At 46.5% G+C, this 24398-nt stretch carries 23 protein-coding genes, 7 tRNA genes, 2 rRNA genes and 1 pseudogene; 18 read left to right on the plus strand and 15 right to left on the minus strand.

The window, feature by feature from the left end; all coding sequences use genetic code 11:
• From AC0LWN_RS10600 to AC0LWN_RS10640, 9 genes are all read left to right on the plus strand, one after another.
• Nucleotides 1–132: ribosomal RNA gene (locus AC0LWN_RS10600) — 23S ribosomal RNA — on the plus strand; the annotation flags it as partial.
• A 148-nt stretch (nt 133–280) separates the two neighbouring features.
• A 5S ribosomal RNA gene (gene rrf / locus AC0LWN_RS10605) occupies nt 281–397 on the plus strand.
• A 193-nt stretch (nt 398–590) separates the two neighbouring features.
• A tRNA-Glu gene (locus tag AC0LWN_RS10610) sits at nt 591–665 on the plus strand.
• 181 nt (nt 666–846) lie between these two features.
• Nucleotides 847–922, plus strand: a tRNA-Val gene (locus tag AC0LWN_RS10615).
• A gap of 36 nt (nt 923–958) precedes the next feature.
• A tRNA-Met gene (locus AC0LWN_RS10620) sits at nt 959–1032 on the plus strand.
• 35 nt (nt 1033–1067) lie between these two features.
• Nucleotides 1068–1145 (plus strand) — tRNA-Asp (locus AC0LWN_RS10625).
• A gap of 63 nt (nt 1146–1208) precedes the next feature.
• Nucleotides 1209–1283 (plus strand) — tRNA-Gly (locus AC0LWN_RS10630).
• A 6-nt stretch (nt 1284–1289) separates the two neighbouring features.
• A tRNA-Arg gene (locus AC0LWN_RS10635) sits at nt 1290–1366 on the plus strand.
• 23 nt (nt 1367–1389) lie between these two features.
• Nucleotides 1390–1468, plus strand: a tRNA-Leu gene (locus AC0LWN_RS10640).
• Between the two features lie 28 nt (nt 1469–1496).
• Here AC0LWN_RS10640 and AC0LWN_RS10645 read toward each other — a convergent pair.
• The 4 genes and pseudogenes from AC0LWN_RS10645 to gap all read right to left on the minus strand — a co-directional run bounded on the left by AC0LWN_RS10645 (nt 1497) and on the right by gap (nt 4145).
• Nucleotides 1497–1775, minus strand: a complete 279-nt coding sequence (locus AC0LWN_RS10645; RefSeq protein WP_474665025.1) for a tyrosine-type recombinase/integrase — start codon at nt 1773–1775, stop codon at nt 1497–1499.
• 589 nt (nt 1776–2364) lie between these two features.
• A pseudogene (locus AC0LWN_RS10650) lies at nt 2365–2540 on the minus strand (L-glyceraldehyde 3-phosphate reductase); the annotation flags it as partial.
• Between the two features lie 221 nt (nt 2541–2761).
• Nucleotides 2762–3001, minus strand: a complete 240-nt coding sequence (locus tag AC0LWN_RS10655; protein ID WP_474665027.1) for a NifU family protein — start codon at nt 2999–3001, stop codon at nt 2762–2764.
• 133 nt (nt 3002–3134) lie between these two features.
• Nucleotides 3135–4145 carry a type I glyceraldehyde-3-phosphate dehydrogenase gene (gene gap, locus AC0LWN_RS10660; protein WP_458967690.1) on the minus strand — a complete coding sequence of 337 codons (1011 nt, stop codon included), beginning with the start codon at nt 4143–4145 and terminating at the stop codon, nt 3135–3137.
• 230 nt (nt 4146–4375) lie between these two features.
• On the opposite strand from gap, the gene AC0LWN_RS10665 reads away from it, so the two are divergent.
• Both AC0LWN_RS10665 and AC0LWN_RS10670 read left to right on the plus strand, forming a co-directional pair.
• On the plus strand, nt 4376–4975 hold the full coding sequence (locus AC0LWN_RS10665; RefSeq protein WP_474665030.1) for a TetR/AcrR family transcriptional regulator: 600 nt from the start codon (nt 4376–4378) through the stop codon (nt 4973–4975).
• A gap of 263 nt (nt 4976–5238) precedes the next feature.
• The gene (locus AC0LWN_RS10670) at nt 5239–5427 is read left to right on the plus strand and encodes a hypothetical protein (protein ID WP_474665032.1); all 189 of its coding nucleotides are present in this window, start codon (nt 5239–5241) and stop codon (nt 5425–5427) included.
• 405 nt (nt 5428–5832) lie between these two features.
• Here the strand turns inward: AC0LWN_RS10670 and rarD are convergent, their stop codons facing one another.
• The 9 genes from rarD to hemQ all read right to left on the minus strand — a co-directional run bounded on the left by rarD (nt 5833) and on the right by hemQ (nt 15224).
• Nucleotides 5833–6714, minus strand: a complete 882-nt coding sequence (gene rarD, locus AC0LWN_RS10675; RefSeq protein WP_474665034.1) for an EamA family transporter RarD — start codon at nt 6712–6714, stop codon at nt 5833–5835.
• Nucleotides 6715–6758: 44 nt separating this feature from the next.
• On the minus strand, nt 6759–8486 hold the full coding sequence (cydC, locus tag AC0LWN_RS10680) for a thiol reductant ABC exporter subunit CydC (RefSeq protein ID WP_474665036.1): 1728 nt from the start codon (nt 8484–8486) through the stop codon (nt 6759–6761).
• Complete coding sequence (gene cydD / locus AC0LWN_RS10685; RefSeq protein WP_474665038.1) at nt 8486–10249, minus strand: thiol reductant ABC exporter subunit CydD; 1764 nt, start codon at nt 10247–10249, stop codon at nt 8486–8488. Before cydD ends, cydC begins: the two co-directional genes overlap by 1 nt.
• Before the next feature lie 42 nt (nt 10250–10291).
• The gene (locus tag AC0LWN_RS10690) at nt 10292–11305 is read right to left on the minus strand and encodes a cytochrome d ubiquinol oxidase subunit II (RefSeq protein WP_474665040.1); all 1014 of its coding nucleotides are present in this window, start codon (nt 11303–11305) and stop codon (nt 10292–10294) included.
• Nucleotides 11305–12669: a cytochrome ubiquinol oxidase subunit I gene (locus tag AC0LWN_RS10695; RefSeq protein WP_474665042.1), complete on the minus strand. Its 1365-nt coding sequence runs from the start codon at nt 12667–12669 to the stop codon at nt 11305–11307. The genes AC0LWN_RS10690 and AC0LWN_RS10695 overlap by 1 nt, the downstream gene beginning before the upstream one ends.
• Nucleotides 12670–12727: 58 nt before the next feature.
• On the minus strand, nt 12728–13003 hold the full coding sequence (locus AC0LWN_RS10700) for a chlorite dismutase family protein (RefSeq protein WP_474665044.1): 276 nt from the start codon (nt 13001–13003) through the stop codon (nt 12728–12730).
• Between the two features lie 109 nt (nt 13004–13112).
• Nucleotides 13113–13571 carry a Rid family hydrolase gene (locus tag AC0LWN_RS10705; RefSeq protein ID WP_053779473.1) on the minus strand — a complete coding sequence of 153 codons (459 nt, stop codon included), beginning with the start codon at nt 13569–13571 and terminating at the stop codon, nt 13113–13115.
• Nucleotides 13572–13776: 205 nt separating this feature from the next.
• Entirely contained in the window at nt 13777–14334 is a 558-nt protein-coding gene (locus AC0LWN_RS10710) for an NAD(P)H-dependent oxidoreductase (RefSeq protein ID WP_474665486.1), read from the minus strand.
• Between the two features lie 143 nt (nt 14335–14477).
• Complete coding sequence (gene hemQ / locus AC0LWN_RS10715) at nt 14478–15224, minus strand: hydrogen peroxide-dependent heme synthase (protein ID WP_474665046.1); 747 nt, start codon at nt 15222–15224, stop codon at nt 14478–14480.
• A gap of 909 nt (nt 15225–16133) precedes the next feature.
• Here hemQ and AC0LWN_RS10720 point away from each other — a divergent pair.
• The 3 genes from AC0LWN_RS10720 (at nt 16134) to AC0LWN_RS10730 (ending at nt 19117) form a co-directional block, all read left to right on the plus strand.
• Nucleotides 16134–17333: an MFS transporter gene (locus tag AC0LWN_RS10720; RefSeq protein WP_474665048.1), complete on the plus strand. Its 1200-nt coding sequence runs from the start codon at nt 16134–16136 to the stop codon at nt 17331–17333.
• A gap of 237 nt (nt 17334–17570) precedes the next feature.
• The gene (locus AC0LWN_RS10725; protein ID WP_014278010.1) at nt 17571–18146 is read left to right on the plus strand and encodes a TetR/AcrR family transcriptional regulator; all 576 of its coding nucleotides are present in this window, start codon (nt 17571–17573) and stop codon (nt 18144–18146) included.
• Complete coding sequence (locus tag AC0LWN_RS10730; protein ID WP_474665050.1) at nt 18143–19117, plus strand: NAD-dependent epimerase/dehydratase family protein; 975 nt, start codon at nt 18143–18145, stop codon at nt 19115–19117. Before AC0LWN_RS10725 ends, AC0LWN_RS10730 begins: the two co-directional genes overlap by 4 nt.
• 128 nt (nt 19118–19245) lie before the next feature.
• Here the strand turns inward: AC0LWN_RS10730 and AC0LWN_RS10735 are convergent, their stop codons facing one another.
• The gene (locus AC0LWN_RS10735; protein ID WP_474665052.1) at nt 19246–19464 is read right to left on the minus strand and encodes a hypothetical protein; all 219 of its coding nucleotides are present in this window, start codon (nt 19462–19464) and stop codon (nt 19246–19248) included.
• Between the two features lie 221 nt (nt 19465–19685).
• Here AC0LWN_RS10735 and AC0LWN_RS10740 point away from each other — a divergent pair, with 221 nt between their 5' ends.
• The 3 genes from AC0LWN_RS10740 to AC0LWN_RS10750 all read left to right on the plus strand — a co-directional run bounded on the left by AC0LWN_RS10740 (nt 19686) and on the right by AC0LWN_RS10750 (nt 22629).
• A complete protein-coding gene (locus AC0LWN_RS10740; protein WP_474665054.1) occupies nt 19686–20171 on the plus strand; it encodes an RrF2 family transcriptional regulator in 486 nt (161 codons plus the stop codon).
• A 141-nt stretch (nt 20172–20312) separates the two neighbouring features.
• Nucleotides 20313–21710 (plus strand): MDR family MFS transporter, encoded by a 1398-nt coding sequence (locus AC0LWN_RS10745; protein WP_474665488.1) that lies wholly within the window; start codon nt 20313–20315, stop codon nt 21708–21710.
• Nucleotides 21711–21765: 55 nt separating this feature from the next.
• On the plus strand, nt 21766–22629 hold the full coding sequence (locus tag AC0LWN_RS10750) for a class I SAM-dependent methyltransferase (protein WP_474665056.1): 864 nt from the start codon (nt 21766–21768) through the stop codon (nt 22627–22629).
• Nucleotides 22630–22748: 119 nt separating this feature from the next.
• Here AC0LWN_RS10750 and AC0LWN_RS10755 read toward each other — a convergent pair whose 3' ends face one another.
• Nucleotides 22749–23411 (minus strand): nitroreductase family protein, encoded by a 663-nt coding sequence (locus tag AC0LWN_RS10755; protein ID WP_474665058.1) that lies wholly within the window; start codon nt 23409–23411, stop codon nt 22749–22751.
• A 176-nt stretch (nt 23412–23587) separates the two neighbouring features.
• On the opposite strand from AC0LWN_RS10755, the gene AC0LWN_RS10760 reads away from it, so the two are divergent.
• Complete coding sequence (locus AC0LWN_RS10760; protein ID WP_474665060.1) at nt 23588–24178, plus strand: TetR/AcrR family transcriptional regulator; 591 nt, start codon at nt 23588–23590, stop codon at nt 24176–24178.
• Nucleotides 24179–24398 lie beyond the last annotated feature (220 nt).

The following is a 24398-nucleotide window of genomic DNA, read 5'->3' on the forward strand; positions in this document are numbered from 1 at the left end:
CGTGAAGCCCCCCTCAAGATGAGATTTCCCAGCATGTAAGACCCCTTGAAGACGACGAGGTAGATAGGTTGGAGGTGGAAGCACGGTAACGTGTGGAGCTGACCAATACTAATCGGTCGAGGGCTTATCCAAAGAACTAATACGCAGATTTCGTTTCGGATTCAGTTTTCAGGAATCAAGTGAATTGTCATGAGGCCCAAGTGGTTGAGTGATAATGAATTGATATTCAGCATTTGGCGATGCTGAGACCTGAAAGATGCATTTGCACCGCAAGTGCCCGTTTGGTGGCGATAGCGGAGGGGTTCCACGCGTACCCATCCCGAACACGACCGTTAAGCCCTCCAGCGCCGATGGTACTTGGACCGAAGGGTCCTGGGAGAGTAGGACGCCGCCAAGCACAGAGGCCACTGTTGAAATAATCAGCAGTGGCCTTTTGTTTGCAAGCATATCTTTTGCGTCGGGAGTATTTGGTAGTATCTGGAGTAAAAGAAGCTTTTCCTTGCTATATTTTAATAAAACAACAAACTTATGTTGCTATTTTTCTTGAAGTTTGATATAATATTTTTTGTTGTCGAAATAAATATTAATATGGCTCGTTGGTCAAGGGGTTAAGACACCTCCCTTTCACGGAGGTAACATGGGTTCGAATCCCATACGAGTCACCATTTCTTCTTCGAGTTTGGGATGAGAATCCATAGGGTTCGTTGGAGCATTGACATCGTTAGGAATACTTCGCAATCGTTTCGTAGTGTGAAACGTATCCCATACGAGTCACCACTATCTTAATAAATAATAATTGCATTTATCGGAATAATATGCTAAACTCATTAAGTTGCTTCTTTTAACGGAGGCTTAGCTCAGCTGGGAGAGCATCTGCCTTACAAGCAGAGGGTCGGGGGTTCGAACCCCTCAGCCTCCACCATATGAGTTAACAAATTGTATAATCCTTTTTTACTGACGCGGGGTGGAGCAGCCCGGTAGCTCGTCGGGCTCATAACCCGAAGGCCGCAGGTTCAAATCCTGCCCCCGCAATATATCCCCAAAGGGACCTTAGAAGTGCTTATCTTGGAACCGTGGTGTAGTTGGCCTAACATGCCTGCCTGTCACGCAGGAGATCGCGGGTTCGAATCCCGTCGGTTCCGCCATCAGTATTTTGCTTCAGGGATGAGAATCCATCAGGGTTCGTAATCTTTCTTTACATACCGTATGCGGACGTGGCTCAGCGGTAGAGCATCGCCTTGCCAAGGCGAGGGTCGCGGGTTCGATTCCCGTCGTCCGCTCCATAATTTGCGCCCTTAGCTCAGCTGGATAGAGCGTTTGACTACGAATCAAAAGGTCGGGAGTTCGAATCTCTCAGGGCGCGCCATTTATACCACAACATTATATTTTGCCGGCGTGGCGGAATGGCAGACGCGCTCGACTCAAAATCGAGTGGGAAACCGTGGAGGTTCGAGTCCTCTCGCCGGTATACTTCAGCTAAGACATTTCATTAGAAATTATTCTAATGAAATGTCTTGTGTTTTTATGACTTGGTTCATAATATTAGCTGAAGATACTTTTGAACTGCACTCCAGGTGTGAGTAAATATTTGCTGTTGTGGAATAATCGCTATGACCTAACCATTCTTGTACTTCTTTCATGCTAACCTCATTGGCCAACAATAATGTAGCGCAACTATGTCGAAGATCATGATACCGAATATGTCGAAGGCTATTCTTTCTAAGAACCAGAGCAAAGTGCTGAGTTACATAATTGGGCTTGGTAAGGTAGCCCATCTCATCGACGTTTATATAGGCCAGATGCTCTGTACTGTAAGAATCACCGCATACCTGCCGGTGTTAATCTCTTGCTGCTGTTTAAGATGCACTAGAAGGTCATAGAATGCGTCTACAAGGGGAAGGGTACGTCTACTTGGTTTATTCTTTGTACGGTCTTGCTGCCTTTCACAAAATCTCCAATAGTTGATTTACTTCTTCAGCAGTGTAAGAGCTGCCGATGAAAGGTTCTTTTTTTGGTCGAAGTACTTTATCTGCTGGATTAGATGAGATCCGTTCGGTTATAAAAGCATATATTAGCAAGGTGTACTAAAAAGGATGACTCCTAATAAATTCAGAGTGCCTGCTTATTAATTGAGCAAGGACTATACATAATTTAATACTTCGGCCCGAAAGTGAATTGAGACCTTATATGTGTCAACTCGATCTATTGTTTCGCATTTACACCCCTGATGCGTACCATATAGTTCAGCATATTTGATTGTTATCGCCATAATATTTATGTGGAAATATAGCTTTCGAAAACAATAGTGTAGATAAAATAGAATAAGCGGGGACTATTGTCCCCGCCCCCTATATTGAAAGTAAATTATCCGAGCAAAATCGCTTCGATCCGTTCCAGTTCTTCCGGCTAAGCTCCGGTGCATTTAACGATACCGCATCCTCAATTTAACTAACTTTGCTAGCGCCGATCAATGCTGAGGTCACTCTACCGCCACGAAGCACCCTGGAGAGGGCCAATTACGACATCTTCTGTCCGCGAGACCATGGCGCTGTCGTTCTCGAATGTATCGATCCTTTCAAAGTTATGCCGCAGACCTAGCGAGATGGCTGGCAGAGGCAGAGTGCTGCGGCCAATTTGAAGCGCGATCACTTCATGCACTTGGAAAAGCCAATCTTTTCAGAAGCACATACTTTCGTTGGATCTTGAGCAATCTTCGTCATGAAGCTGCGGCAATGAAGTAGTTTGTGTGGTCACCCTTTCTCTAGAAGACTTGAACGACTTCATGAATGCCATCCACTTCTTCAAAAATGGCACGTTCAATTCCAGCCTTCAATGTGATCGTTGCACTAGGACAGCCGTTGCACGCTCCCAAGAATTTTAGTTTAGCCACTCCGTCCTTAACTTGAACCAATTCGGCATCTCCGCCATCGCGGTTTAAAAAAGGACGCAGTCTTCTCAATACATCATCTACATCTTCGAACAAGTCCTCAGAATCTCCCACTTCATGACTCCTCTCATAAAGGCTGTGCTATCAGCTTCACCGTTCGCATTTTCTCTATTTCATCAATCATGTCTTGATATATAAACCCTGCTCTTGATGCTTGCAGCTAGGGTGAAGAAGAATTGCAATGATGTCACTTGGCGATTTTTGCGAAGTATTCTAATGTTCTAACCAGTTGCGCGGTGTAAGACATTTCATTATCGTACCAGGCTACAGTTTTCACCAGTTGCTGGTCGCCAACTGTTAGAACTTTTGTTTGAGTTGCATCAAAAAGAGACCCAAATGTCATTCCTCTAACATCGGAAGATACGATCTCGTCCTCAGTATATCCGTATGTTTCTGGATCTGATGCTTTTCTCATAACGGCATTAACTTCTTCAACCGTAACCTTCGTGTTCAAAACAGCTACGAGTTCTGTTACGGAGCCTGTTGCTACAGGTACACGCTGAGATGCACCATCAAGTTTACCCTTCAATTCAGGAAGAACGAGGCCAATGGCTTTAGCAGCACCGGTGGAGTAAGGAACAATGTTCTCTGCTGCAGCCCGTGCTGCGCGGAAGTTTCCTTTTGAATCTGGTGCATCAAGAGTATTCTGGTTGCCTGTATAAGCGTGAACGGTGGTCATCAACCCGGACTGAATTCCAAATTTATCGTTCAAAGCTTTAGCCATGGGAGCGAGACAGTTCGTTGTGCAAGAAGCACCGGAAATGACGGTTTCCGTTCCGTCCAGTGTTTCATGGTTTACGTTATATACGATGGTCTTCATGTCGCCTGTTGCCGGAGCGGAAATAACGACCTTCTTTGCTCCGCCTTTCAGGTGAAGCTCTGCCTTTTCTTTGGTGGTGAAGAAACCAGTACATTCGAGTACGATAGCTACACCAAGCTCGCCCCAAGGGATTTCTTCAGGGTTGCGGTTAGCCAGCACTTTAATTTCTTGGCCGTTAACAGTAAGAGATCCATCATGAACTTCAATGTCACCATGGAAAGTGCCTTGTGTAGTATCATATTTGAGCAGATGCGCCAGCATTTTTGCGTCAGTTAAATCGTTTATCGCTACAACTTCGATATTTTCCATTTCCTGAATACGACGGAAAGCGAGTCTTCCAATTCGCCCAAAACCATTAATGCCTACTTTTATACTCATTGAATAGTCCTCCTGTTTCGTTCTAAATCCATTCCACATAAGTTCGTCCAATGAACTTAAAGGTAAATAATGAGCCGAAGCCAAACAGGTTTGCCTTTGGAATGGGTTTGTTTTATAATAAAAGATACCGATCGGTACCTTTTATTATATCAGAATTTAAAACTTTGGCAAGGTTTCGTCCGTAAATTTGATATAATGTTGGTTTAGAATAAGATCATTGGGAGGAAACTATGAAAAAAGGAGATCGAACAAGAGAGCACATTATTATGAGATCGGCAGCAATCTTTAATCAAAGAGGTTATGCTGGTACATCGTTAAACGATATTATTGCCGACACCGGAATTAAGAAGGGGGGCATCTATCGACATTTTACAAATAAAGATGAGATTGCCCTTGAAGCCTACAACTACGCTGCCAGTATAGTTATCAGGAAATTTGCTGAGGCGGTCGACCGGGAGCAGTCTGCGTCAGGGAGGTTGCTTGCTTTTTTTCGTGTTTATGAAGATGTTGTTGGTAATCCACCATTTGTTGGCGGATGCCCTATGCAGAATACAGCTGTAGAAAGTGACGATACTCATACGGAGCTTCGAGATCGGGCAAGACAAGGGCTTCATAACCATTTGGATATGATAAAGAGTATAATTCTTAACGGGATAAATAGTGGGGAGTTTAAGGAGGATTTGGATGCGGATGCACTTGCTTCATTTGCCTTTTCCTTGCTTGAAGGAGGCATTTTACTCAGCAAGTTAGATGGGGATAATAAGCATATGCAAATGAATACAGCATGCTTTGCATTCTATTTACAAAATTGTTGTTTGAAAAATAGTTAATCAGTTGTGCTTGGAAGCGTAGAGAGAATATGATGCTTATATGATCTCCCTCAACATTTTGGAGGTATATCGACATAAAAGTATTTGTTGCGACCAGGATGTACTCCGGGTCCAGCAAATGAGGGCAGTGTTTTAAATTGGGCTTATATCCTGTTGTTTCGTTAACGTTGTAGAGTTCTCCACGGTCGCCAAGAAGTCCGACATGTAGCTGTACCCCTGCTTTTTGCCCCTTATGGGGAGCCCAAGGCAGGCGGCCGGTTTTTTTGATTGTAGAGTCTGATCATGATATTAAGCAAACGCCTGAAGAAATGGTGGAGTGGTCAACCTTGCATGCCCGCTACGCGTCATCCGCTGCTCTCCATCCTCGAAATCCCTTCCACTGCTGGAAGGCAGCTTCCGCCAAAAACAAATATAACTTATATACGGTGAATTTCCGCGCAACATCGACGTAGTGCATCTCGCTTAGTAAGGGAAGGCTGGTTTCTTCCGGAATCAGTATATTGAAGAATGCTGGATATTGAAGTAGGCTTTTTCATGTGGCCGCCTCGTTTCGGGAGATTGCAGGGGTACAAACACTTTACCGAATGAGGCGGCTTTTTTACCTTTTTTGGCTAACCAACAGGCTTGGCCCAATACAGCCATCTTTCCGCGGGCCAGACATAAATGATATCGCTGACCCACTTCTCTTCGGGCTTCGTCGCTTGGAACTCGCGGTTTAACACGTTGTGTTGAACGGGCAGCGTATTATTGGAGAACCATACACTGTGTCTTGGTTAATCTTCAGTTCTCGGGCGACGTCTGTCACCGTTTGGACGCTTTCATTAATATGTTGAACTGTCTGACACCTGAAGGCCTCGTCATACATTCACCTTCGTGACTTTTGTGCCACGAACTGATGCCACAGCGTATATAACAAGCGCTGTCCAAATGAGTGCAAAACCGACGAGAAGGGTAGACGAAACCGATTCCTTGAACACAAATACGCTCAGTAACAGCATGATTGTCGGCCCGATGTATTGTACGAATCCGAGCGTGGAAAATGCCATGCGGGCGGCTGCTCGTGCAAAGAAGAACAGCGGCAGTGCCGTTACTACGCCCGAAAAGAGTAGTTCGATGAACATGGACGGAGGCAGCGTCCATGCCATCGCCTTGCCCACGGAGGCCAAATAGACCCAGTAGCCGAGCGCAATGGGTAGAACTACAACTGTCTCCGACAACAAGCCTACAGAAGCGTTTAGCACAATCTTCTTTTTCGCAAGGCCGTATAAGCCAAACGACGCAGCCAACGAGATTGCGACCCACGGAAATCGCCCATAGTCGATTGCGATAATGAGCACCGCCGCGCCAGCGACGGCAATTGCGAGCCACTGGCCACGATTCGGCTTCTCACGAAGGAAGACGATCGCTAGTAACACGTTCAGCAGCGGGTTTAAATAATAGCCGAGGCTTGTCTCAACGACATGGTTGTTGTTGACAGCCCAGATGAAGATGAGCCAATTAGCAGCGATCAACAGTCCGCTGGCGGTGAGCGATAGCAGGAGCGAACGGCTAGTCACAATCCGCTTCATATCACCCCAGCGGCGCTGGACGGTGACGAGAATACCCATGAAGACAAACGACCAGACAACCCGATGCGATAAAATCTCGCCTGCGGGTACATCATTAAACAACTTCCAATAAAGCGGGAGAACTCCCCACATGATATAAGCGATAATAGCGTTGATTAACCCATTATTCATAATCAATTTCCTTCTTCCCGCTCCGATGTCTGAGTGCATTATGCTCAGTCCCCCGTAGCGCCGATTAATTGTGACTCAATTTGTTTCATCTTATAAAAATAGCCGTTTTGCTCCATCAATTCGGAATACGAACCCGTTTCTACTACCCCTCCTTGCTCCATAACGACGATTCTATCCATTCCTTCCAAACCGTTAAGCCGGTGACAGATTAGCAGAAGCGTATCTTCGGACGCCTGCTCGTATAGGTGCGTCAAAACACGTTGCTCTGTCACATAGTCCAGCGAAGACGTCGGCTCATCCAGTAGCCATAGCTTTCCCTTGCGAAGTATGGCCCGCGCCAGGGCCAAACGCTGTTTTTCGCCTTCCGATAAATTTGCTCCCTTTTCGTACACGGGGTCCGTTAACGAGATGGTCGGCAATTGCACTTTAGCGAGAATATCCAACAGGTCGCCGTCAGAATGATTCTCACCATCCATGAGCAAGTTATCCCGGATCGTTCCCCGGAAAAAATGGCTTTGCTGAAGCACGACATTAGCCGTTTTCCAAATGCTCGACTCCTCCAGTTCCTGTACTGATATGCCGCTCAGTCGCAAATCCCCAGCCGTTGGCGTACGTAGCTTGAGTAACAACTCAATCAGCGTAGACTTTCCCGAACCGCTAGGTCCGACAATCGCTGTTTTGGATCCTGGTGGAATTTGCAACGAAAAGTTCTTTAATGCTGGTCTCCACTCGTCTTCATATTGAAATGAAACACCGGATAGTTCAATAGAAACGGCATGGTCGGTATTTAACGTACAACTTGGCTGAACCGGCTGCATTGCAGGAGTCAATACTGCTTCCGTCAGCCGCTTGGCTGCATGTTCGCTATCTTGCTTATATGCTGGCAAAGTGGCCATAGCCGCTACTTCTTCAAATACAGTTAATGAGGCCATGAAAAGCATAGCCAGATATACGCCAGCTAGCGTTCCATCCGATATCAGATAAGCACCAAGTGCCAACACCCCCCAGGAAATCAGATATGTGACAAAGACATGCATCGATTGTCCACGTAGCAGTTGTCCGGCCGCTCGTTGCTGCTCGGCTGCCAATGCAACAGAAGCTTGGCGTAGTTGCTGTTCCTGCTGCGCAAGCTGCCCATAAACTTTGAGATCCCGGAAACCATACAACACCTCTGTTAGTTCCGTAGACAGCAACGCCCGCTGATTGCGAACCTGCCCATTGATTTTCCGATATCCTAGCAATACGATTCCCGGCACGACCCATACGGTTCCCAGCATACCGAGTAACATGAAGCAGGCCATCCAGAAAGAAAAGGAGGCGGTAGCTAGAATTGTCGTCAAGAACACCATGACAACAACGATCGGCGGATACGCGACACGTAAAAAATAGTGCTGCAAACTCTCAACATCCCCAACTATTCGTGCAAGCAGATCTCCGCTTCGTTTATTGCTTAAAATGCCCGGCGTTAAAGGAATAAGCTTGGCAAAAAAGGAGGTTCGCAATCGGCTAAGTATAGAGAAAGTCGCTCTATGCGAATATAAGCGCTCGCCATAACGACTCATCGCCCGAATCAAACCAAGCAGCTTGACCAATGAAGTAAGTACAATCAGCGTATACAGCGGAGGTGCAAACACCGTATGCGAAATTAGGTATCCGCTCGCAGAAAAGAGGAACACACCGGCAATACCGGCGATAAATCCGCCTATAATTGAAAGAATAATATCTTTGCGCTCCCGAATCATAGCTTGGAACAAAATAGCCAATTCGTTCATCACGACCCTCCTTTACGTTGGATATCGACCATCTCTGCATACGCAGGCAGACGTTTCATAAGCTCGTCGTGATGTCCCGAGCCCATTAGGACGCCATGATCCAGAAATAAAATGTTGTCCGCATTTCGAATGGTATACAATCGGTGAGCAACCGTAATCATCGTCGCCGATTTTGCCAAGGTTGCAATCGAATGTTGCAGAATGCCCTCGGTGTGAAGATCGAGTCCAACGGTCGGTTCATCGAATAAAATAATGGAAGCTCGCTTCAAAAAAGCCCGCGCTATGGCAAGCCGTTGCTTTTCCCCACCTGATAGTCCTCTACCGCCTTCACCGATGGGGGTATCAAATCCCTGCTCCAGTTGGGATACAACCTGCGAAAGACCCGCGTCCGCAGCCGCTGCCTCAATTTCCGTTCTGGAGACTTTCCGCCCGGCACCGATTGCGATATTATCAGCGAAGGTACCTGCAAAAATGTAAGGATGCTGCGTAATGTAGCTGATATGTTCGAACCATGTCGTCTCATTCTGTTGAGTAAGCGGGTTTCCACTCACTAAAATGGTCCCCGACACCGGTCTAAGTAAACCCGCTATAAGATGGAGCAAGGTTGTTTTACCGGATCCGCTATGACCAACAAGGGCAATATGATCTCCTGGTCCAATTGTAATCGAACCTGTATTCAGCTCAAATGAGTCAGGTGCATACTGAAACCGGACATTGTCCAGTTCAATGGTAGGCGGCATTGGAAACGGCTTCTTCGGAAATGTCTGGAGCCCTATCGGCTGATCCTTCAGAGCGTTTCTATCGTTCGTGTCCTCGAGCATATTTTCAACCTTGCGAACCGCTCCCATACTGGTTCGCCCATTGTGAAAGGCAGTTCCCGAACTCTTTAGTAAGCTGTAAAATTCGGGCACGAGCAACAAAACAAAAAAGGCCGTGTGAAACGACATCGATTTGAAAACAAGCAGCTGAATGGCCAGTTCGAGAGCAACAATCCCGATGCTCAGCATTACAATTGATTCCAGCATGAGGGTATTCGTAAACGCAATCTTCAAAATATCCATTGTGGCATCACGGTATCTTAAACTACTACGTTCGATTTCTTGCTGCTGATGGCGGGCTCGTCCGAATATTTTTAACGTAACGAGCCCTTGAAGGGAATCTAGAAATGTACCGGCAAATTCAGCCAACTGCTCATACTTTTCCTCTGATTTATTTTTTGTTTTCAGCCCTACCAAAATCATGAAAATCGGTATAAACGGTGCTGTAACCAGCATGATGATACCTGAATTGGCATGTTCAGTAAACGTAACGACTAGAATCAGAATGGGGATAATGACCGTTTCCATCATACGGGGCATGTATTGACTGAAATAACTATCCGCTTCATCCACAGCATCCAGCGCAATGCTGACCTTCCTCCCGGTCTGCCCTTGAAGAGAGGAAGGTATGGAAGCATGCATGAAGTTCTCAAGCACGGCCGCTCGCATATTTATTTTGGCGGTTGCTGCCATTTGCAAACCAACTGTCCCGTTCCCAAATGACAACAGTGTACGCAACATCATCACGACCAGTAGGATGCCAAGTAGTAGGGCAACCGATGAAAAAGATGCTTTCTCTACAAAGATCTGCTGGACGGCTTGAGCCAGCAATGCAGCCTGACTTACAATCGCGGCGCCTAGTGCGAGCGAGATGAATGACAGGTAAATGAGACGTTTGCGTTGCGCGGTCAACTGTATAGCGATCAAGCTTCTTTTCTCCTTCACCAAACTCAACTCCTTTATGGTAATAGCCTGCGAGTAATCAGCCTACTTTTTCCCTTTCACGTAATCTGCATCAAATAGGAACAGCTTGAAAACCAAAATAAGAGAAGGAATTAATAGACACATACCCCCGATAAATACGACAACCAGCGCGAAGCCCATTGAGGATGAGGTGACGCTGCTTTGAATCGTAATGTAGGGATCAAGAATATAGGGATACTGCCCAATCCCGTAAGCGAAAAAGGCACAGAAAAATTGCAGCATGATGCAAACAAATGCTACCCCATAGCGGCGGCCGCGGTATAACAGCCACAACGCAATGATGAAAAAGGTAACAGAAAGTGCTAACAGCCACCATAAATCCATCATATTTTGATAGTGCCGCTCATTGTGTTGCCCCAAATAGATAAAGGCCGTCAGGGCGATAATAATCATCGGTGTGCTCCAGAACAGCGTATAGGTCCGCATAAGCTTTAGGGCAGCTTTGTCCTCTGCTCGTGAAGCGTAAAACGTCAGAAAACAGGCACTAATAAACAAAACAGACACAATCGCCAATCCAACGATGCTCCACGATAATGGATTGGTTAATACAGCCCCGTAATCCAGAGAAACTGTCTGACCTAGCTTCAAGATAAAGCCGCCTTCAGACAGGGTCAGCGCCACGGACAATGAAGCTGGGATCAGCAAACCCGTTGCGCCGTACAAGAACAGATAGACAATATTATTTTTGGATCCATAGTTTTCAAATGCATAGAACGAGCCACGAATAGCAAGCAGCACGATTGCGACACTCCCTGGAACAATAAGCGCCGAGCCATAATAATACGCTGTATCCGGAAAAAATCCGATAATGCCGATGTAGAAAAAGACAAAAAATACATTTGTGATCTCCCATACGGGTGACAAATAACGAGAAATCAGACGATTAATGAGGCGATCCTGCTTGGTCAGGCGGGCATAAAAGGCAAAGAAACCGGCTCCAAAATCAATGGAGGCTATAATAAGATAACCGTACAAAAACAGCCAAAGTACTGAAATTCCAATCAAATCATAACTCATCAGGCATGCGCATCCTTCCTGGACCTCTTGTTACCCGCATGCTGCGCCCACTTCTCCATCTCAGTTTCTGCCGGATTATTGTGGAATAAGTGCCTAAGAACAAGAACACTAACCACGCCTAATACGATGTAAAGAAGAAGGAAGAGGAAAAAAAGAATTCTCACGCTGGGCGATGTCGTCGCCGCTTCTTCTACACGCATATATCCTCGTAGAATCCACGGCTGCCGCCCCAACTCGGCGTAAAACCAGCCCAACTCGACTCCCAAAAATGCGAGCGGTGCACCTAGAGCAATAATGCGGAGCAGCCATTTATTGTGCTCATTGCGTTTTTTCCAGAATGTAAATAGGAAATACAGAACGGATATGCCCAATAATGCAAACCCTATGCCAGCCATCAAATCAAAAAAATAATGCACAAGGAGCGGAGGTTGTTCATCTGGAGAAAATTCATTCAGACCTGTTACTTTCGCATTAAAATTTCCAAAAGCCAGGAAGCTGAGAATCTTCGGCAGGTGAATTGCGCCAATAATTTTATGCTCGGCATTAAGCCACCCCAATAGAATCAAATCCGCGCCGCTCTCGGTCTCAAAATGCCATTCCGCAGCAGCTAGCTTTTCCGGCTGATGCTCGGCCAAGAACTTGGCAGACGCATCTCCAGCTACTGTGTTTAGCAATCCGAATAACATGACAACGGCCATCATAAGCTTTAACGCTTTTTTGTGGTATCCAGTAACCCCTTTTCTAAGCATCGTAAAAGCCGCAATTCCTGCTAGCAGAGCCGCTCCTGTTAAGTAGGCTGAGCTTAATACATGGAACACTTTGGAGAACGTCGCCGTATTCAGCATCGCTTGCACAGGGTTAACGGCTGTAAATTGTCCACCTTGCATTGTGAATCCCCCAGGTTGGTTCATAAAACCATTCACGGTCGTAATAAAAACAGCAGACATTCCTGCCCCTAAGACAATGGGGAGTGTGAGCAGCCAATGAATATAGGGATTCTTGAACCGATCCCACGTATACAGATAAATGCCTAGGAAGATAGCTTCAAAAAAGAATGCAAATACCTCCATGAATAACGGAAGTGCAATAACGTTCCCCGCCAACTTCATAAAATTCGGCCATACCAATGCCAGTTGCAGTGAAATTGCCGTGCCTGTTACGACACCAACTGCGACGGATATAACAAATCCCCGCGCCCACCTCTTAGCCATCAGTGTGTAATGAGAATCTTGCTTGCGGATGCCGATGAACTCAGCAATCGCGATCATGAGAGGGATACCGACACCAATCGTCGCGAATATCATATGGAACCCTAGTGTCATTCCTGTCACCAGCCTGCTCCATAGTACCGTATCAATTCCCATTCCTTACGACCTCCCTTCCAAAGTGATTTGTAATTTGAGATGATTATATCTCTGTCCTTCAGCAATCTGGTTTTACGAATTTGGCGAACCGAGAACGATTAAATGCGTTCTTCGCTGAGTTCAGCTCCTTGAGTGTCTCGCGTAGGTTTGTAAACATAATGTCTGCCTTCTGGCCGACGATGGCATACATTGCCAAGCTGCCTTTCATCCGGGATTCGAACGCCATAACGACAATCCGTTGGTCCTGGAGACGTTTAAAAAGGCATTTAAACAACATAAAGACGTGACTGGATTGACCGTTATCAGCGACCAAGGATGCCAATACACGTCTCATGCATAACACGACATGCTGCCACAGGTTGGCACACAATCAGCATGTCGTTGGGGGCAGTTGTCTTGATGGGTTCGTGATGGGCACGCCTCCTCGTCAAACCCGCGTCCGCTTAGGCTTGAGGCAGCACTGCCTTGAAGACGATTTCGATTAGCTGCTCTGGGAAGCCCAGTCTCGGTACGCCGATCAAATTGCTGGCGACCTGAGGCTGCGGCGTCCCGTATACTTCTTTCCGAACCTTGCCTGCGACCGCAAACGCCGCATCGACATCGAGGACGTAGAGAGTATCTTCAACCACGTGGTCGAAGGTGGCCCCGAATTGTGCTAGGATCTTCGCGGCATTGGCATAGGTTACCCGCATCTGCTCCTCCATCATCGAGAAGTCGGCCGGCTTCCCAGATTCATCGAGCACCGCGGGGAAGACCATCGCCCCATTTTCGTCGTGGCTGAGTTGGCCGGAAACATGGATCGTGTTTCCGATCTTGATTGCCTGTGCATAACCGTAAGCGTCTTCCGCCGGCACACCATGATAGGCGGCCTCTTTACCATTCGTTGCGTTGGTATTCGTCATCTTCTTATCTCCTTTTCGTATACGCTGACTCGGATATCCGAGCCGCTTTTTCTTGTGAGCCGATTGCATTGTTGTTGCTGATGGATAACATTATGCTCAGGAACCGTTCTTTTTTTATGCACCAGCAACGATTACTGGACATATGAGCGCAGCGCCGCTTATGAGGGGTTAAGTTTTTGGATGACTCCCCGAGTGAGATCCCCCCTTAGGATTCAACTGCAATCAGAAATGGCTGAGTGACGAATTCAGCATACTTCTTAGCCAGTTTTTCAAGAGCTTCGTCATTTACTTCTCTAACACCACTAATTTCAAAGGAGGGTTTATAAAGCATTTTTACACGATTTGCAGCAGCCTGGAAGGGTCTCAGCAGCTCGCTATAAGAATATTGATGGAATCCGCCGGCTTGATAAGCTTCACGAACACCGCCGGTTGAAATGGCCAGCCGCAGTTCCTTACCTTCCAGCTTATTTCCTCCCGGCCCGTACGCCCAGCCGCTGCCCCATACTTTGTCCAGCCATTTTTTCAACAAGTAAGGAGCGCTGTACCAGTAAAATGGGAATTGAAGTACAATCCGGTCGTAATTTTCCAAAAGTTGGCGTTCTTTTTCCACGTCGATTTGTTCGTCAGGGTAAGCTTCATACAGCAGGTGGACAGTGACTTCTTCATGTATTAATAGTTCTTCGGTCAGCCGTTTATTTATTCTTGAACTATTTAAGTTAGGATGGGTTACAATAACCAATGTTTTTTTCGTCTGGTTTGTCATCAATCTAAGTTTCTCCTTATCCGGGTTGATTTTTTGTTAAGTTTCCTCGGTACTTTGCAATTGGGTTTATATTTTCGAAATGGACCTAGAACTGTCACGAAATATAAAAAAAATCAAAAATCCATGAAGCATAATTTAGCCCTTCACACGTTCAGCAACTCTGTCAAGTCACCAGGTGTGAGTATATTACCGACGTAAAACTGGCCGAATTCGCCGAAGCGTGCACTAGTCTCGTCGAACCGCATCTCATAGACGAGCTTCTTAAACTGCAGCGGATCGTCGGCAAACAGTGTAACACCCCACTCCCAATCGTCGAAGCCGACCGAGCCGGTGATAATCTGCTTGACCTTGCCTGCATAAGTGCGGCCGATCATACCGTGACTGCGTATGAAGTTTTTGCGCTCCTCCAGAGAAAGCATGTACCAGTTATCGTTGAGCATGCGTCGCTTGTTCATAGGGTAAAAGCAGATATGTTTCGCCTTGGGTAAGATTGGCTTAAGGCGAGCGGCTACTTCGGGAACTTGCATAGGATCGGAGCCGGTAGGTACTAAATAATTGCTCAGCTCGACGACACTGACGTACGAGTAAACTGGTTTTACGAATTTGGCGAATCGAGAACGATTAAATGCGTTCTCCGCTGAGTTCAGCTCCTCAAGTGTCTCGCGTAGGTTTATAAACATAATGTCTGCCTTCTGGCCGACGATGGCGTACATTGCCAAGCTGCCTTCCATCCGAGATTCGACCGCCGACCATTCGCAGATTAGCGTCATCAAATCATGCTTTGCATACTCGCGTTCCTCTGTGGTTGCACTTTCCCAAGCAACCCAGTCGATGGTGCGGAAATCATGCAGCGCGTACCAACCCTCTATCGTTTCTGCTGCTTCACTCATCTTACTTCAACTCCCCTGGTTGTTTTGGCTTATCCAATAGCTTTCTTTTTTTGAATTTCATTTCTTGATCTTAGAACAAAGAGTGATTTCATCCTGATAAGGAGTTGCTGCATCCAATGTAACGGGACTATAGTCGAGCTGTCGTGTTTTAAGAAATGATGATTTATCATCATACACTTGATCGAGCATGCAGTCTTTCTTCTCAAGATTTGATTTGAGAAGCATTTGAATGCGTCTATCCCGAGCAAAAATGAGAATTTCAGTTCTGTATTTAAGAGATATATATTCATTTCCTTGTCCTTGCGTGTACTACATATTCATTATGTGACAACTCTTTAATTCGGCGAAAAATAAGGTTGGATCAGTCAAACGCCTTTAAAATCTACTTTTCAGTCATTCTCAAGTCCTCCTATAAGTTTTAGTTATTCCAAAAAGGTAATAACTCTCATGAAAACAAAATGGCTCGGCGCTATTTCATTCTAGAAAAGCTTGTTGTACAATAAAAGATACCGAACGGTACCTTTTATTGTATCATGATTCTATTGAAAGGCAAGACCGGAATCGTATATACGATTTTTTCGTGACGGGATTAAAGCTGGAGTTTAGGGGGGATCTGGATTTAAGGAGTTTTGCTCAGCAAATTGGATAGGGATAACAAGCGCGTGCCAATGAATATATAATTCTTCTCGTCTTATTTGCAGGAATGCTGTTTCGCAAGGAAACATGAGTAGATGGAACAACCATTGTGCGAATATGTATGACAGAATCGGTGACCTATATCGAAGGAGTAGCAGAAAGAGCTTGTCGAATGGGGCTTGTGAATAATGCAGGAATCACCCGAGTCTGGTGCTAAAGCTGCTGGTTTTCGAGTGCTTTCTTATTGAGAAAAACGGATAGGTGGTTATTTATTTGGATGCAGTGAATATAGAAAATAAACCAGAAAGTAAAAGCCCTACTTTGGCGCTATTAGCGCTGACAATCGGGGCATTTGCGATTGGGATGACTGAATTTATTATTATGGGGTTACTTCCTGAAGTGGCCGAAAGCTTGCAGGTGTCCATCCCCTCAGCAGGGCTACTCATTACCGGATATGCACTGGGTGTGGCTATAGGAGCTCCTATCATCACAGTCGCCACTCATCGAATGAAGCGAAAGCAGTTGCTTCTTTTTCTTATGATTCTGTTCATATCAGGTAATGCATTGGCTGCTCTTGCACCGAACTATGGAGTATTAATGGTAGCTCGTATCGTGTCTGCATTAGCTCATGGGTCCTTTTTTGGCGTTGGATCTGTTATTGCAGCTGGACTGGTTCCTAAGGAAAAACGTGCTGGAGCTATTGCCATCATGTTTACCGGTCTGACACTTGCAAATATTCTTGGCGTTCCGATCGGTACATTTGTTGGTCAAGCCTTTGGATGGAGATCCACTTTTTGGGCGATCACTATCCTAGGTCTGATTGCTTTGATTGGAATTGCCGTGCTCGTTCCAAAAGTAGAATCAACTTCATCAAACCTTAAGCAGGAGCTTAGTGTACTGCGTAAGCCAACCGTTTATATTGCTCTATTGATGACGACGTTTGGTAATGGAGGGCTCTTTACGGTATTCACTTATATCTCACCGATTTTAACTGATATTACTAAGTTCCCGGTGAATTCGGTTTCTTACATCCTTGTTTTATTCGGGATCGGCATCACGCTTGGAAATATTATCGGAGGCAAGCTGGCTGACCGCAAATTAATGCCGTCTCTCCTCGGGATACTCGTTGTGTTGGCCATAGTTTTGGCAGTATTCTCAATTACGGATCAGTATAAAGTGCCTGCTTTGATTACTATTTTTATATTAGGAATGGCTGCTTTTGGAATTATACCAGGATTGCAGCTTCATATGCTGAATACGGCCAAAGAAGCTCCAACGCTGGCGTCGACTTTAAATGTTGCGGCTTTTAACCTGGGTAATGCGTTTGGTGCGTATATCGGAGGCTTGGTTATAGATTTACAATTTGGGGGAGGCCTAACAGCCGTTCCTTGGGTTGCTTCCATCGTAACCGGCGTGGGAATTTTATTTACTCTCTGGAGTGTTCAACAACAAAAGAAAAGTACTAGGCCGTAATTTTAGGGTAAGCTTTGCTTATCGTCCACGAGAAATCGTTGGTCTTATAGTGACAGACTTTGATGGGGGATCGCTCGTGTTTACCACAATCACTGAATCAAGATGGATTTTCAGCGTCCGTACGGGAAACGGATATAGTCGCGTCGGGAATTGGGGGTTTATCGAATGTCAGGAGGGTATTGGCACCAATATAGCATCGCTATAGACAGACCAATATAGCTGTGCTATATTGGTCGCATGAATACACACGACGCTCTACTCAATGCGGCTTTACAAGTTCTCGAGGAAGAGGGCGAGGCACAGTTCACGACACGCTCTGTCTGCGCAATCGCGAAGGTGACCGCACCGACGCTGTACCATCACTTCGGCAGCGCCGACGGGCTACTGAGCGCCGCCATTAAGGAAGCATTTGCTCAGTTTCTCGAAAGCAAAAGGACTGCCACGCAATCCTTCGATCCGGTTATGGCACTACGCGAAGGCTGGGACGATTACGTGCGCTTCGCGGCGGCTCGTCCACGGCTCTACGCGGTGATGATGGGCCGCGTTCTCAACGATGCTGAAATTCCCGCCGCCGAGCAGGCCTTTGCGCTCCTCATCCAACGCATCGCGGCCATCGCCGCTGAGGGCCGGCTCAGGCCTACGGTGGAGGTGGCTGCCGATCTCATGTGGGCGTCTGCGAATGCTGCATCCCTACTATACGTCACAGCTCGGCTACGCAAAGCGGTGCCACCCACTTCAGAAATCCTGGAGCAAATCCGTGAGGGGGCCATACGGTCCATCCTACATCCTGAACAGAAAGGACGAACACAATGAAAATTCTTGTCACGGGAGGTACTGGTCTGCTAGGCGGTCGCCTAATCCCGAAGCTCATAGAGGACGGTCACGAGATTTTCGCTCTCACACGCTCCATATCATCTCACGCCAAACTTAAGTCCATGGGTTCTACGCCAGTCGATGCCGATCTCGAAAGCAGCACGCCACTCATATTGCCGGTGATTGATGCGGTTGTGCACGCAGCAGCCCTGTTCCGCTTTTCGGGGCCTCGCGAACCCTTCTTTCGTACCAACGTTGATGGAACCGTAGCCTTGTTGAAGGCAGCCGAGTCCGCCGGTGCGAAGACATTCGTCTACATCAGCGCAGCGGGAATCCTCATGGATAATGGCGGTACGCCCATCCGCAACGTTGATGAAAGCACACCGATTTTCCCGAACCACTTCTCCGCCTACCTGGCGAGCAAGGCACGGGCCGAATCAATGGTTCTGGCAGCTAACAAACCCGGCTTTCGCACCATCGCGCTTCGCCCGCCGGCTATCTGGGGGCCTGGTGATCCGTTTAGTCAAGGGCTTCCCGAAGCAGTCAGATCTGGACAGTTCGCCTTCATCAACCGCGGTGACTACGCTTTTGCAACCTGCCACGTGGACAATGTGGTAGAAGCCATACAATGCGCTCTCAAACGCGGAGAAGGCGGTCATGCCTTCTTCATCAAAGACCAGGAAGGGCAGACTTTCCGTGAGTTCGTCACCTCGCTCGCGAACTTGCAGGGTCTGTCCATCGATAAGCTGCGTTCGATGCCCTACTGGCTTGCCTCTGCCATTGGCCGGCTGCTCGACACTATCTGGGCCGTCACGCGGAAAGACGGGGATCCGCCGATCTCACGCTCGATGATACGCATGATCGGGCGTGAGTTCACAGTCAACGATGCCGCTGCACGTCGAGAGTTGGGTTATGTCGGAAGAACTTTGCGCGACGCGGGCTTGCAAAGCTATAAGGAACCATCTGCTTGACGATAGTGCTTTGGAGGGCGAACGCCGGCAATCGCCGGTTAGTCGTTCTCTGGACTTGCCCCCTTTTGTCGATTGACAGGCACACCATTTGGCGTCTCGCCAACCTCGATCCATTCGGGCATATCTGCTTAAAATACAATATCGGTGGTGACTGTAGCACCTGCCAGCGATTGAAAGGCCGTATTTGGCAAACGAACCATGCCGATTAATTCAGCCTTTTGTGCCAGGATCTGACGTACACTAGAGTCTTGTTTGTCCAATGTGCCTTTGCTGACGATAAAAGCCAACATGCCGCCAGGCTTGAGCAAGTCCAGCGAACGGATAAAGAAGTAATCGTGGAAGTTCATTAGAGATAGCTCTAATGAGCTTTTTTATATTTTAAATACTTAGCCTCGTTAACACGATCGTACCGCTGGGCTCCCAGTGTTATTCCCATAGCTGACATAAGGAATAAAATCATAACAGCATTGACAGCAGTCATCAAAAAAATATTGCAAAGTGATGTTAAATAATCTATTGTAGATAATGCAGATCCATATTTATTATATTGTTTTCAAGAGGAGGTAACATGCAATTCTCCAAAAGTACAGATTACGCCCTACACGCCTTGGTTCATCTAGCAAACTCGGAGCGTTGCAACAATGTCGGCATTAAGGAATTATCTTCAACGCTTAGTGTCTCTGAAAGTTATTTATCCAAGACGTTATCCAAACTGAGACAGGATGGAATCTTACGTGCGGTGCCAGGGGTGAATGGAGGATATGAGCTTGCAAGGCCGGCGGATCAGATTACATTTCTTGATGTGATTCAAGCAATTGAAGGACGACAGCAGTTATTCAGATGCTCAAATTCAAGCTCGCAGCAGCATCAGTTGTTGGCAGAAGATGAGGCTACGCAGCGAGATCAGAAAAACTTGGTGACAAATGGTTGCTTGATTGAGAAAGTAATGAACGGTGCAGAAGAGCATTTGTACCAATATTTGCGGGAACAAACAATACAATCGGTATTGGATGAGGCTCTCAAACGTTGTAATCATAAGGTAAACAAGAAGTGATAAGCTTCTTGTGCTTATATTACGGATATTGTGAGTCTATGAAGGTTTTTATTAGTCGTTATCGGTATAAAACTGACTGGACTTAGAGAATTGGAGGAAAATTAAGTGGTTGATTTAAAAAATATCAAGCGCGGTCCAATTATGCTTGCGCTGATCATCGGAATGTTTGTTGCCGCTTTGAACGAAACATTAATGGGTAATGCTCTCCCCCAATTAATGAAGTCGTTTGACGCATCTGCAGCGACGGTTCAGTGGCTTTCCACTGCCTACATGCTCGTCGTTGGTGTGCTCGTTCCAATAACGGCCATTTTGCAGCAGTGGTTTACTACCCGGCAGTTATTCTTGTCAGCAATGGGTCTATTTTTTGTTGGTACGGTGATCTCCGCAGTGTCGCCGGTATTCAGTGTATTGCTGATTGGCCGGATTATTCAAGCAGTGGGAACGGGTATGCTGCTTCCACTTGTCATGAATGTTATTATGACCATTTATCCGCCAGAAAAGCGGGGAGCCGCAATGGGGATGTTAGGGCTTGTTGTCATGTTTGCTCCGGCGGTTGGCCCGACGATCTCTGGGTTAATCGTTGACGGACTTTCATGGCGCTGGCTGTTTTACCTCGTCATACCGTTTTCATTAATCTCCATTTTTGTAGGAGCTGCTGTTTTGAAAAACGTGTCGGAGGTCACCAAACCGCGAATAGATTTCTTATCTATCGTGTTGTCAACGATCGGGTTCGGTGGAATCGTCTACGGATTCAGTAGTGCTGGCGAACATGGGGGGTTGGTTCCAGAAGTCATCTGGACGATCGCGGTGGGCGGAGTTGCCTTGTTACTGTTTGTCTGGAGACAGCTCTTATTAGAGCAACCTATCATGGACTTACGGGCGTTTCGCTACCCGACATTTGCATTAGTCGCTGTGTTGCTATTTGTGCTAATGATGACATTTTTCTCGTCGGCAATCATGCTTCCGATGTTTATGCAAGGTGTACTTATGATAACGGCATTCAAGTCCGGTTTGATCCTCCTTCCTGGCGGGATTGTCAACGGGATTATGGCTCCGATTTCAGGCAAGCTTTTTGACAAGTTTGGTCCCCGCATTCTGATCATTCCGGGGCTGACTATTGCCGTCATCTCGTTGTGGCAATTCACCCGATTCAATGAAGCTACAAGCACGGGGTTCATCGTCTCTGTTCATATTGCGCTGATGATTGGTATCGCACTCGTCATGATGCCTGCACAGACAACGGGGCTTAACCAGCTTCCACGGAATCTGCACCCGCACGGGACAGCGATCTTAAACACGCTTCAACAGGTGGCTGGTGCAATAGGTACGGCCCTGTACATCAGCATTATGTCGGGAGGACAGAAGCAGTACTTGAGTGGAGTAAGTGATCCGCTAGCTTCGTCAGAAATCACCAAAGGACTTGCAGCCGGTATCAATAATGCGTTCTGGTTTGGAGTCATCGCCGCGCTTATTGCGTTAGGAATCGGTCTTTTCCTCCGTAAAGGAAAGTCCCCGGAAAATGAACAGTTGCCAGGATGAATCAGGACATCCATTAGGATATCTCTAAATCATTAGGAAAGCGTGGAGAATAATCATGAATGATGATTTTTTAAATGCAGCCATGTGGGAAAAGGTATGGAAAGACGATTCCGATTTAAAAATCGCTAGGATGAAAAAGAGTGGAATTGATCCTACCCGATCTTTTGACCATAAGGCCAAGACCTTCAACGAGCAATCGTTTAGCAAAAAAGGAAGAGAACGAACCAAACGAATTATGAGCTGGCTCGAAGGACAAGGAGTTCAATTCGAAAACGCCTCAGTGCTCGATATTGGCGCCGCGTCTGGCGTGTTCTCAGTGCCGTTTGCAGAGAAGGGGGCTCGTGTAACGGCAGTAGAAACCTCTCCCCCGCTGATCGAGTTACTGGAAGAAAACATTTCAAACTTCGCCGAAGGCCAAGTGAAAATTGTACCCGAACCTTTTGAAGACATTGATGTAGCGTCCAAGGGCTGGAACCAGGCTTTTGATCTCGTCTTTGCCTCTATGAGTCCAATCATCCACAATTGGGAAAGTGTGGAGAAGGTACTCCAGTGTGCTCGAAAGTTCTGTTATATCAGTATGCCGGTTCTCCATACGGAGCACAGTCTGGTTAAAGAAATATGGCCGCTTGTTACCGGTCACGCCTATCAATCGAAACTTACCGAAATGGGTTATTTGTTACACCTGCTGTATCTGAAAGGATATGCCTACGAAACGCTGGTTACTGTGGAAGGGAAAACGAGGGAGATCTCCGGAGAGATGGCTTTGCAGGAAGCGATGACGTGGCTTGGACATCACCGGCTGCCTATTGATGAGCGGAATAGGAGTATTGTAGCCAATTATTTGGAGCAGTCCTATCCATCAGGCAAAGTTGTTGTTCAGGAGGGAGGACGGTTTGGCAAGGTACTGATTCGATTGTAGGATCACAATGATTACCGGGGCCACTGAAAAGCCCAGCTTGTTAGAATCTGGTGCTTAGAACCTGTAAAAGACCTTAGCTTCCCGTTGTTTATACGGGTGCCAAGGTCTTTTATATTTTGTTATTCCTTAGGCATCTCGTTAAAGAAAGCTACATCATCGATTGCCAACCTCACCGTGCGATGACCGGGCTTTACCGCCTTGCCGATGGCGATCAGCATAACAGGAGTGTATTTCTTCGGAATATCGAACGCTTCTACAAGTTTAGCCTGGTCATAGCCGCCCATCGGTACTGTGTCATAGCCTTTAGCGCGGGCGACAAGCATAAGCTGCATCGATACTAGCCCGCCGTCGGTATAAACTTTTTGATGGATGGCCTCGGGCGACATGTTCGAATACATGCCGGTATAGCGTTCCACGAACGATTTAGCCGTCTCTGCAGGCATGTAATCCGCATCGACCGCCATTCCGTAAATTTTCTCAGCCCATTTAAAACACTCCAAATCTCCAAGTACCGCAATGACTGCCGAAGCATCGACCACTTGCTGTTGATTGAATGCGATCGGAAGCAGCTTCTGCTTCAGCTCCGGCGAGTCGATAACGAGAAACCGCCACGGCTGCAGGTTAGCGGCTGAAGGAGCCAGTGTGGCTTGCTGCAATATTTCGGTCAATTCCTTCCGCGAAATTTTGATCTCTGGATCATAGCTGCGAACCGACCGGCGTTCTCGAATAACATCAAAAAAAAGTTGGTGCTCCATCGTTTGCGACTGTTGTGAAACCGACATGGTTCTCTCCTCCTTTTGCTTTGGAAAAGCTGCATACAACATTGTTGTTTGAACAACACTTGTTGTATTTCTATGTTATAATGACAACCGAATGCTACACAATCATCAATAACTATGAACCGTTGGATAGACAACACCATTCCTATAATGTCGTTTTATTTGGGGAGATCTTAACCATGACAATTAAAAAGAATGAAGCTGATCCTCGTGTGATACGTACACGGCGACTCCTTCAAGATGCTTTTGATTCACTAATTCAAGAGAAAGACTTTGAATCGATAACCGTTAGGGATATTGCAGAGCGGGCTACTGTTAACAGAACGACTTTTTATGCGCACTTTGTAGATAAATTCGAGATTCTTGAGGCCAAGCTAATGGAATCATTTATGACAATCATCAATCGTAGAATCAGCGGTCACGAAGTATTAAACGAAGAAACCATTCAGAGTATTTTTCTGGGGGTATGCGATTTTCACAAGGGTCTAAGCACTATGTGCAAAAGAAGATATAAAGAGCTTGGACCTGTATTTGAGATTCAAATAAAGGAGAAAATTCAAACGATACTTCTTTCCTTTATAGACAAAGACAAGGTGCGACCGAGTCCAAACGCGCAATTCTTAATAAATACAGCTTCTATCATGTTAAGTTGGGGGATGTATGGGGCGGCTTACGTTTGGAACAATGAAGGGCAGCTAATAAGTGCTGAATCATTCGTTAAACAGGCTACACCCTTATTGATGAATGGAGCCAAAGAACTGCTGGGATAGGTCCTGCCGCTATTGCTCCATCCAGCCCGCCTCCGTACATGTAAAAGCTATCCAACTTCTGTTATCAGGTATATCTGCCGAATAACGATGGGGATTTTCGCCAGACCAGACTTGTACCGTTCATCGTCGAACGGTTTTTTTGTTCAGCCAGGATAATTCAATTCATGTCTGCTCCTTATATAACAACGTTATGGATGAACGCGTAGATTTGGACAACAAA

The organism is Paenibacillus sp. sgz302115, from assembly GCF_056120445.1.

Bases quoted from the DNA above. Each gene is read 5' to 3' on its own strand.
- hemQ (WP_474665046.1), bottom strand. From the start codon at position 15,224: ATGAGTGAAGCAGCAGAAACGATAGAGGGTTGGTACGCGCTGCATGAT.
- AC0LWN_RS10695 (WP_474665042.1), bottom strand. From the start codon at position 12,669: ATGGGAATTGATACGGTACTATGGAGCAGGCTGGTGACAGGAATGACA.
- AC0LWN_RS10745 (WP_474665488.1), top strand. From the start codon at position 20,313: ATGCTTGCGCTGATCATCGGAATGTTTGTTGCCGCTTTGAACGAAACA.
- AC0LWN_RS10740 (WP_474665054.1), top strand. From the start codon at position 19,686: ATGCAATTCTCCAAAAGTACAGATTACGCCCTACACGCCTTGGTTCAT.
- AC0LWN_RS10750 (WP_474665056.1), top strand. From the start codon at position 21,766: ATGAATGATGATTTTTTAAATGCAGCCATGTGGGAAAAGGTATGGAAA.
- rarD (WP_474665034.1), bottom strand. From the start codon at position 6,714: ATGAATAATGGGTTAATCAACGCTATTATCGCTTATATCATGTGGGGA.
- cydC (WP_474665036.1), bottom strand. From the start codon at position 8,486: ATGAACGAATTGGCTATTTTGTTCCAAGCTATGATTCGGGAGCGCAAA.
- AC0LWN_RS10710 (WP_474665486.1), bottom strand. From the start codon at position 14,334: ATGACAAACCAGACGAAAAAAACATTGGTTATTGTAACCCATCCTAAC.
- AC0LWN_RS10700 (WP_474665044.1), bottom strand. From the start codon at position 13,003: ATGAGACGTGTATTGGCATCCTTGGTCGCTGATAACGGTCAATCCAGT.
- gap (WP_458967690.1), bottom strand. From the start codon at position 4,145: ATGAGTATAAAAGTAGGCATTAATGGTTTTGGGCGAATTGGAAGACTC.
- AC0LWN_RS10645 (WP_474665025.1), bottom strand. From the start codon at position 1,775: ATGGGCTACCTTACCAAGCCCAATTATGTAACTCAGCACTTTGCTCTG.
- AC0LWN_RS10705 (WP_053779473.1), bottom strand. From the start codon at position 13,571: ATGACGAATACCAACGCAACGAATGGTAAAGAGGCCGCCTATCATGGT.
- AC0LWN_RS10725 (WP_014278010.1), top strand. From the start codon at position 17,571: ATGAATACACACGACGCTCTACTCAATGCGGCTTTACAAGTTCTCGAG.
- AC0LWN_RS10730 (WP_474665050.1), top strand. From the start codon at position 18,143: ATGAAAATTCTTGTCACGGGAGGTACTGGTCTGCTAGGCGGTCGCCTA.
- AC0LWN_RS10755 (WP_474665058.1), bottom strand. From the start codon at position 23,411: ATGTCGGTTTCACAACAGTCGCAAACGATGGAGCACCAACTTTTTTTT.
- AC0LWN_RS10735 (WP_474665052.1), bottom strand. From the start codon at position 19,464: ATGAACTTCCACGATTACTTCTTTATCCGTTCGCTGGACTTGCTCAAG.
- AC0LWN_RS10760 (WP_474665060.1), top strand. From the start codon at position 23,588: ATGACAATTAAAAAGAATGAAGCTGATCCTCGTGTGATACGTACACGG.
- AC0LWN_RS10690 (WP_474665040.1), bottom strand. From the start codon at position 11,305: ATGAGTTATGATTTGATTGGAATTTCAGTACTTTGGCTGTTTTTGTAC.
- AC0LWN_RS10665 (WP_474665030.1), top strand. From the start codon at position 4,376: ATGAAAAAAGGAGATCGAACAAGAGAGCACATTATTATGAGATCGGCA.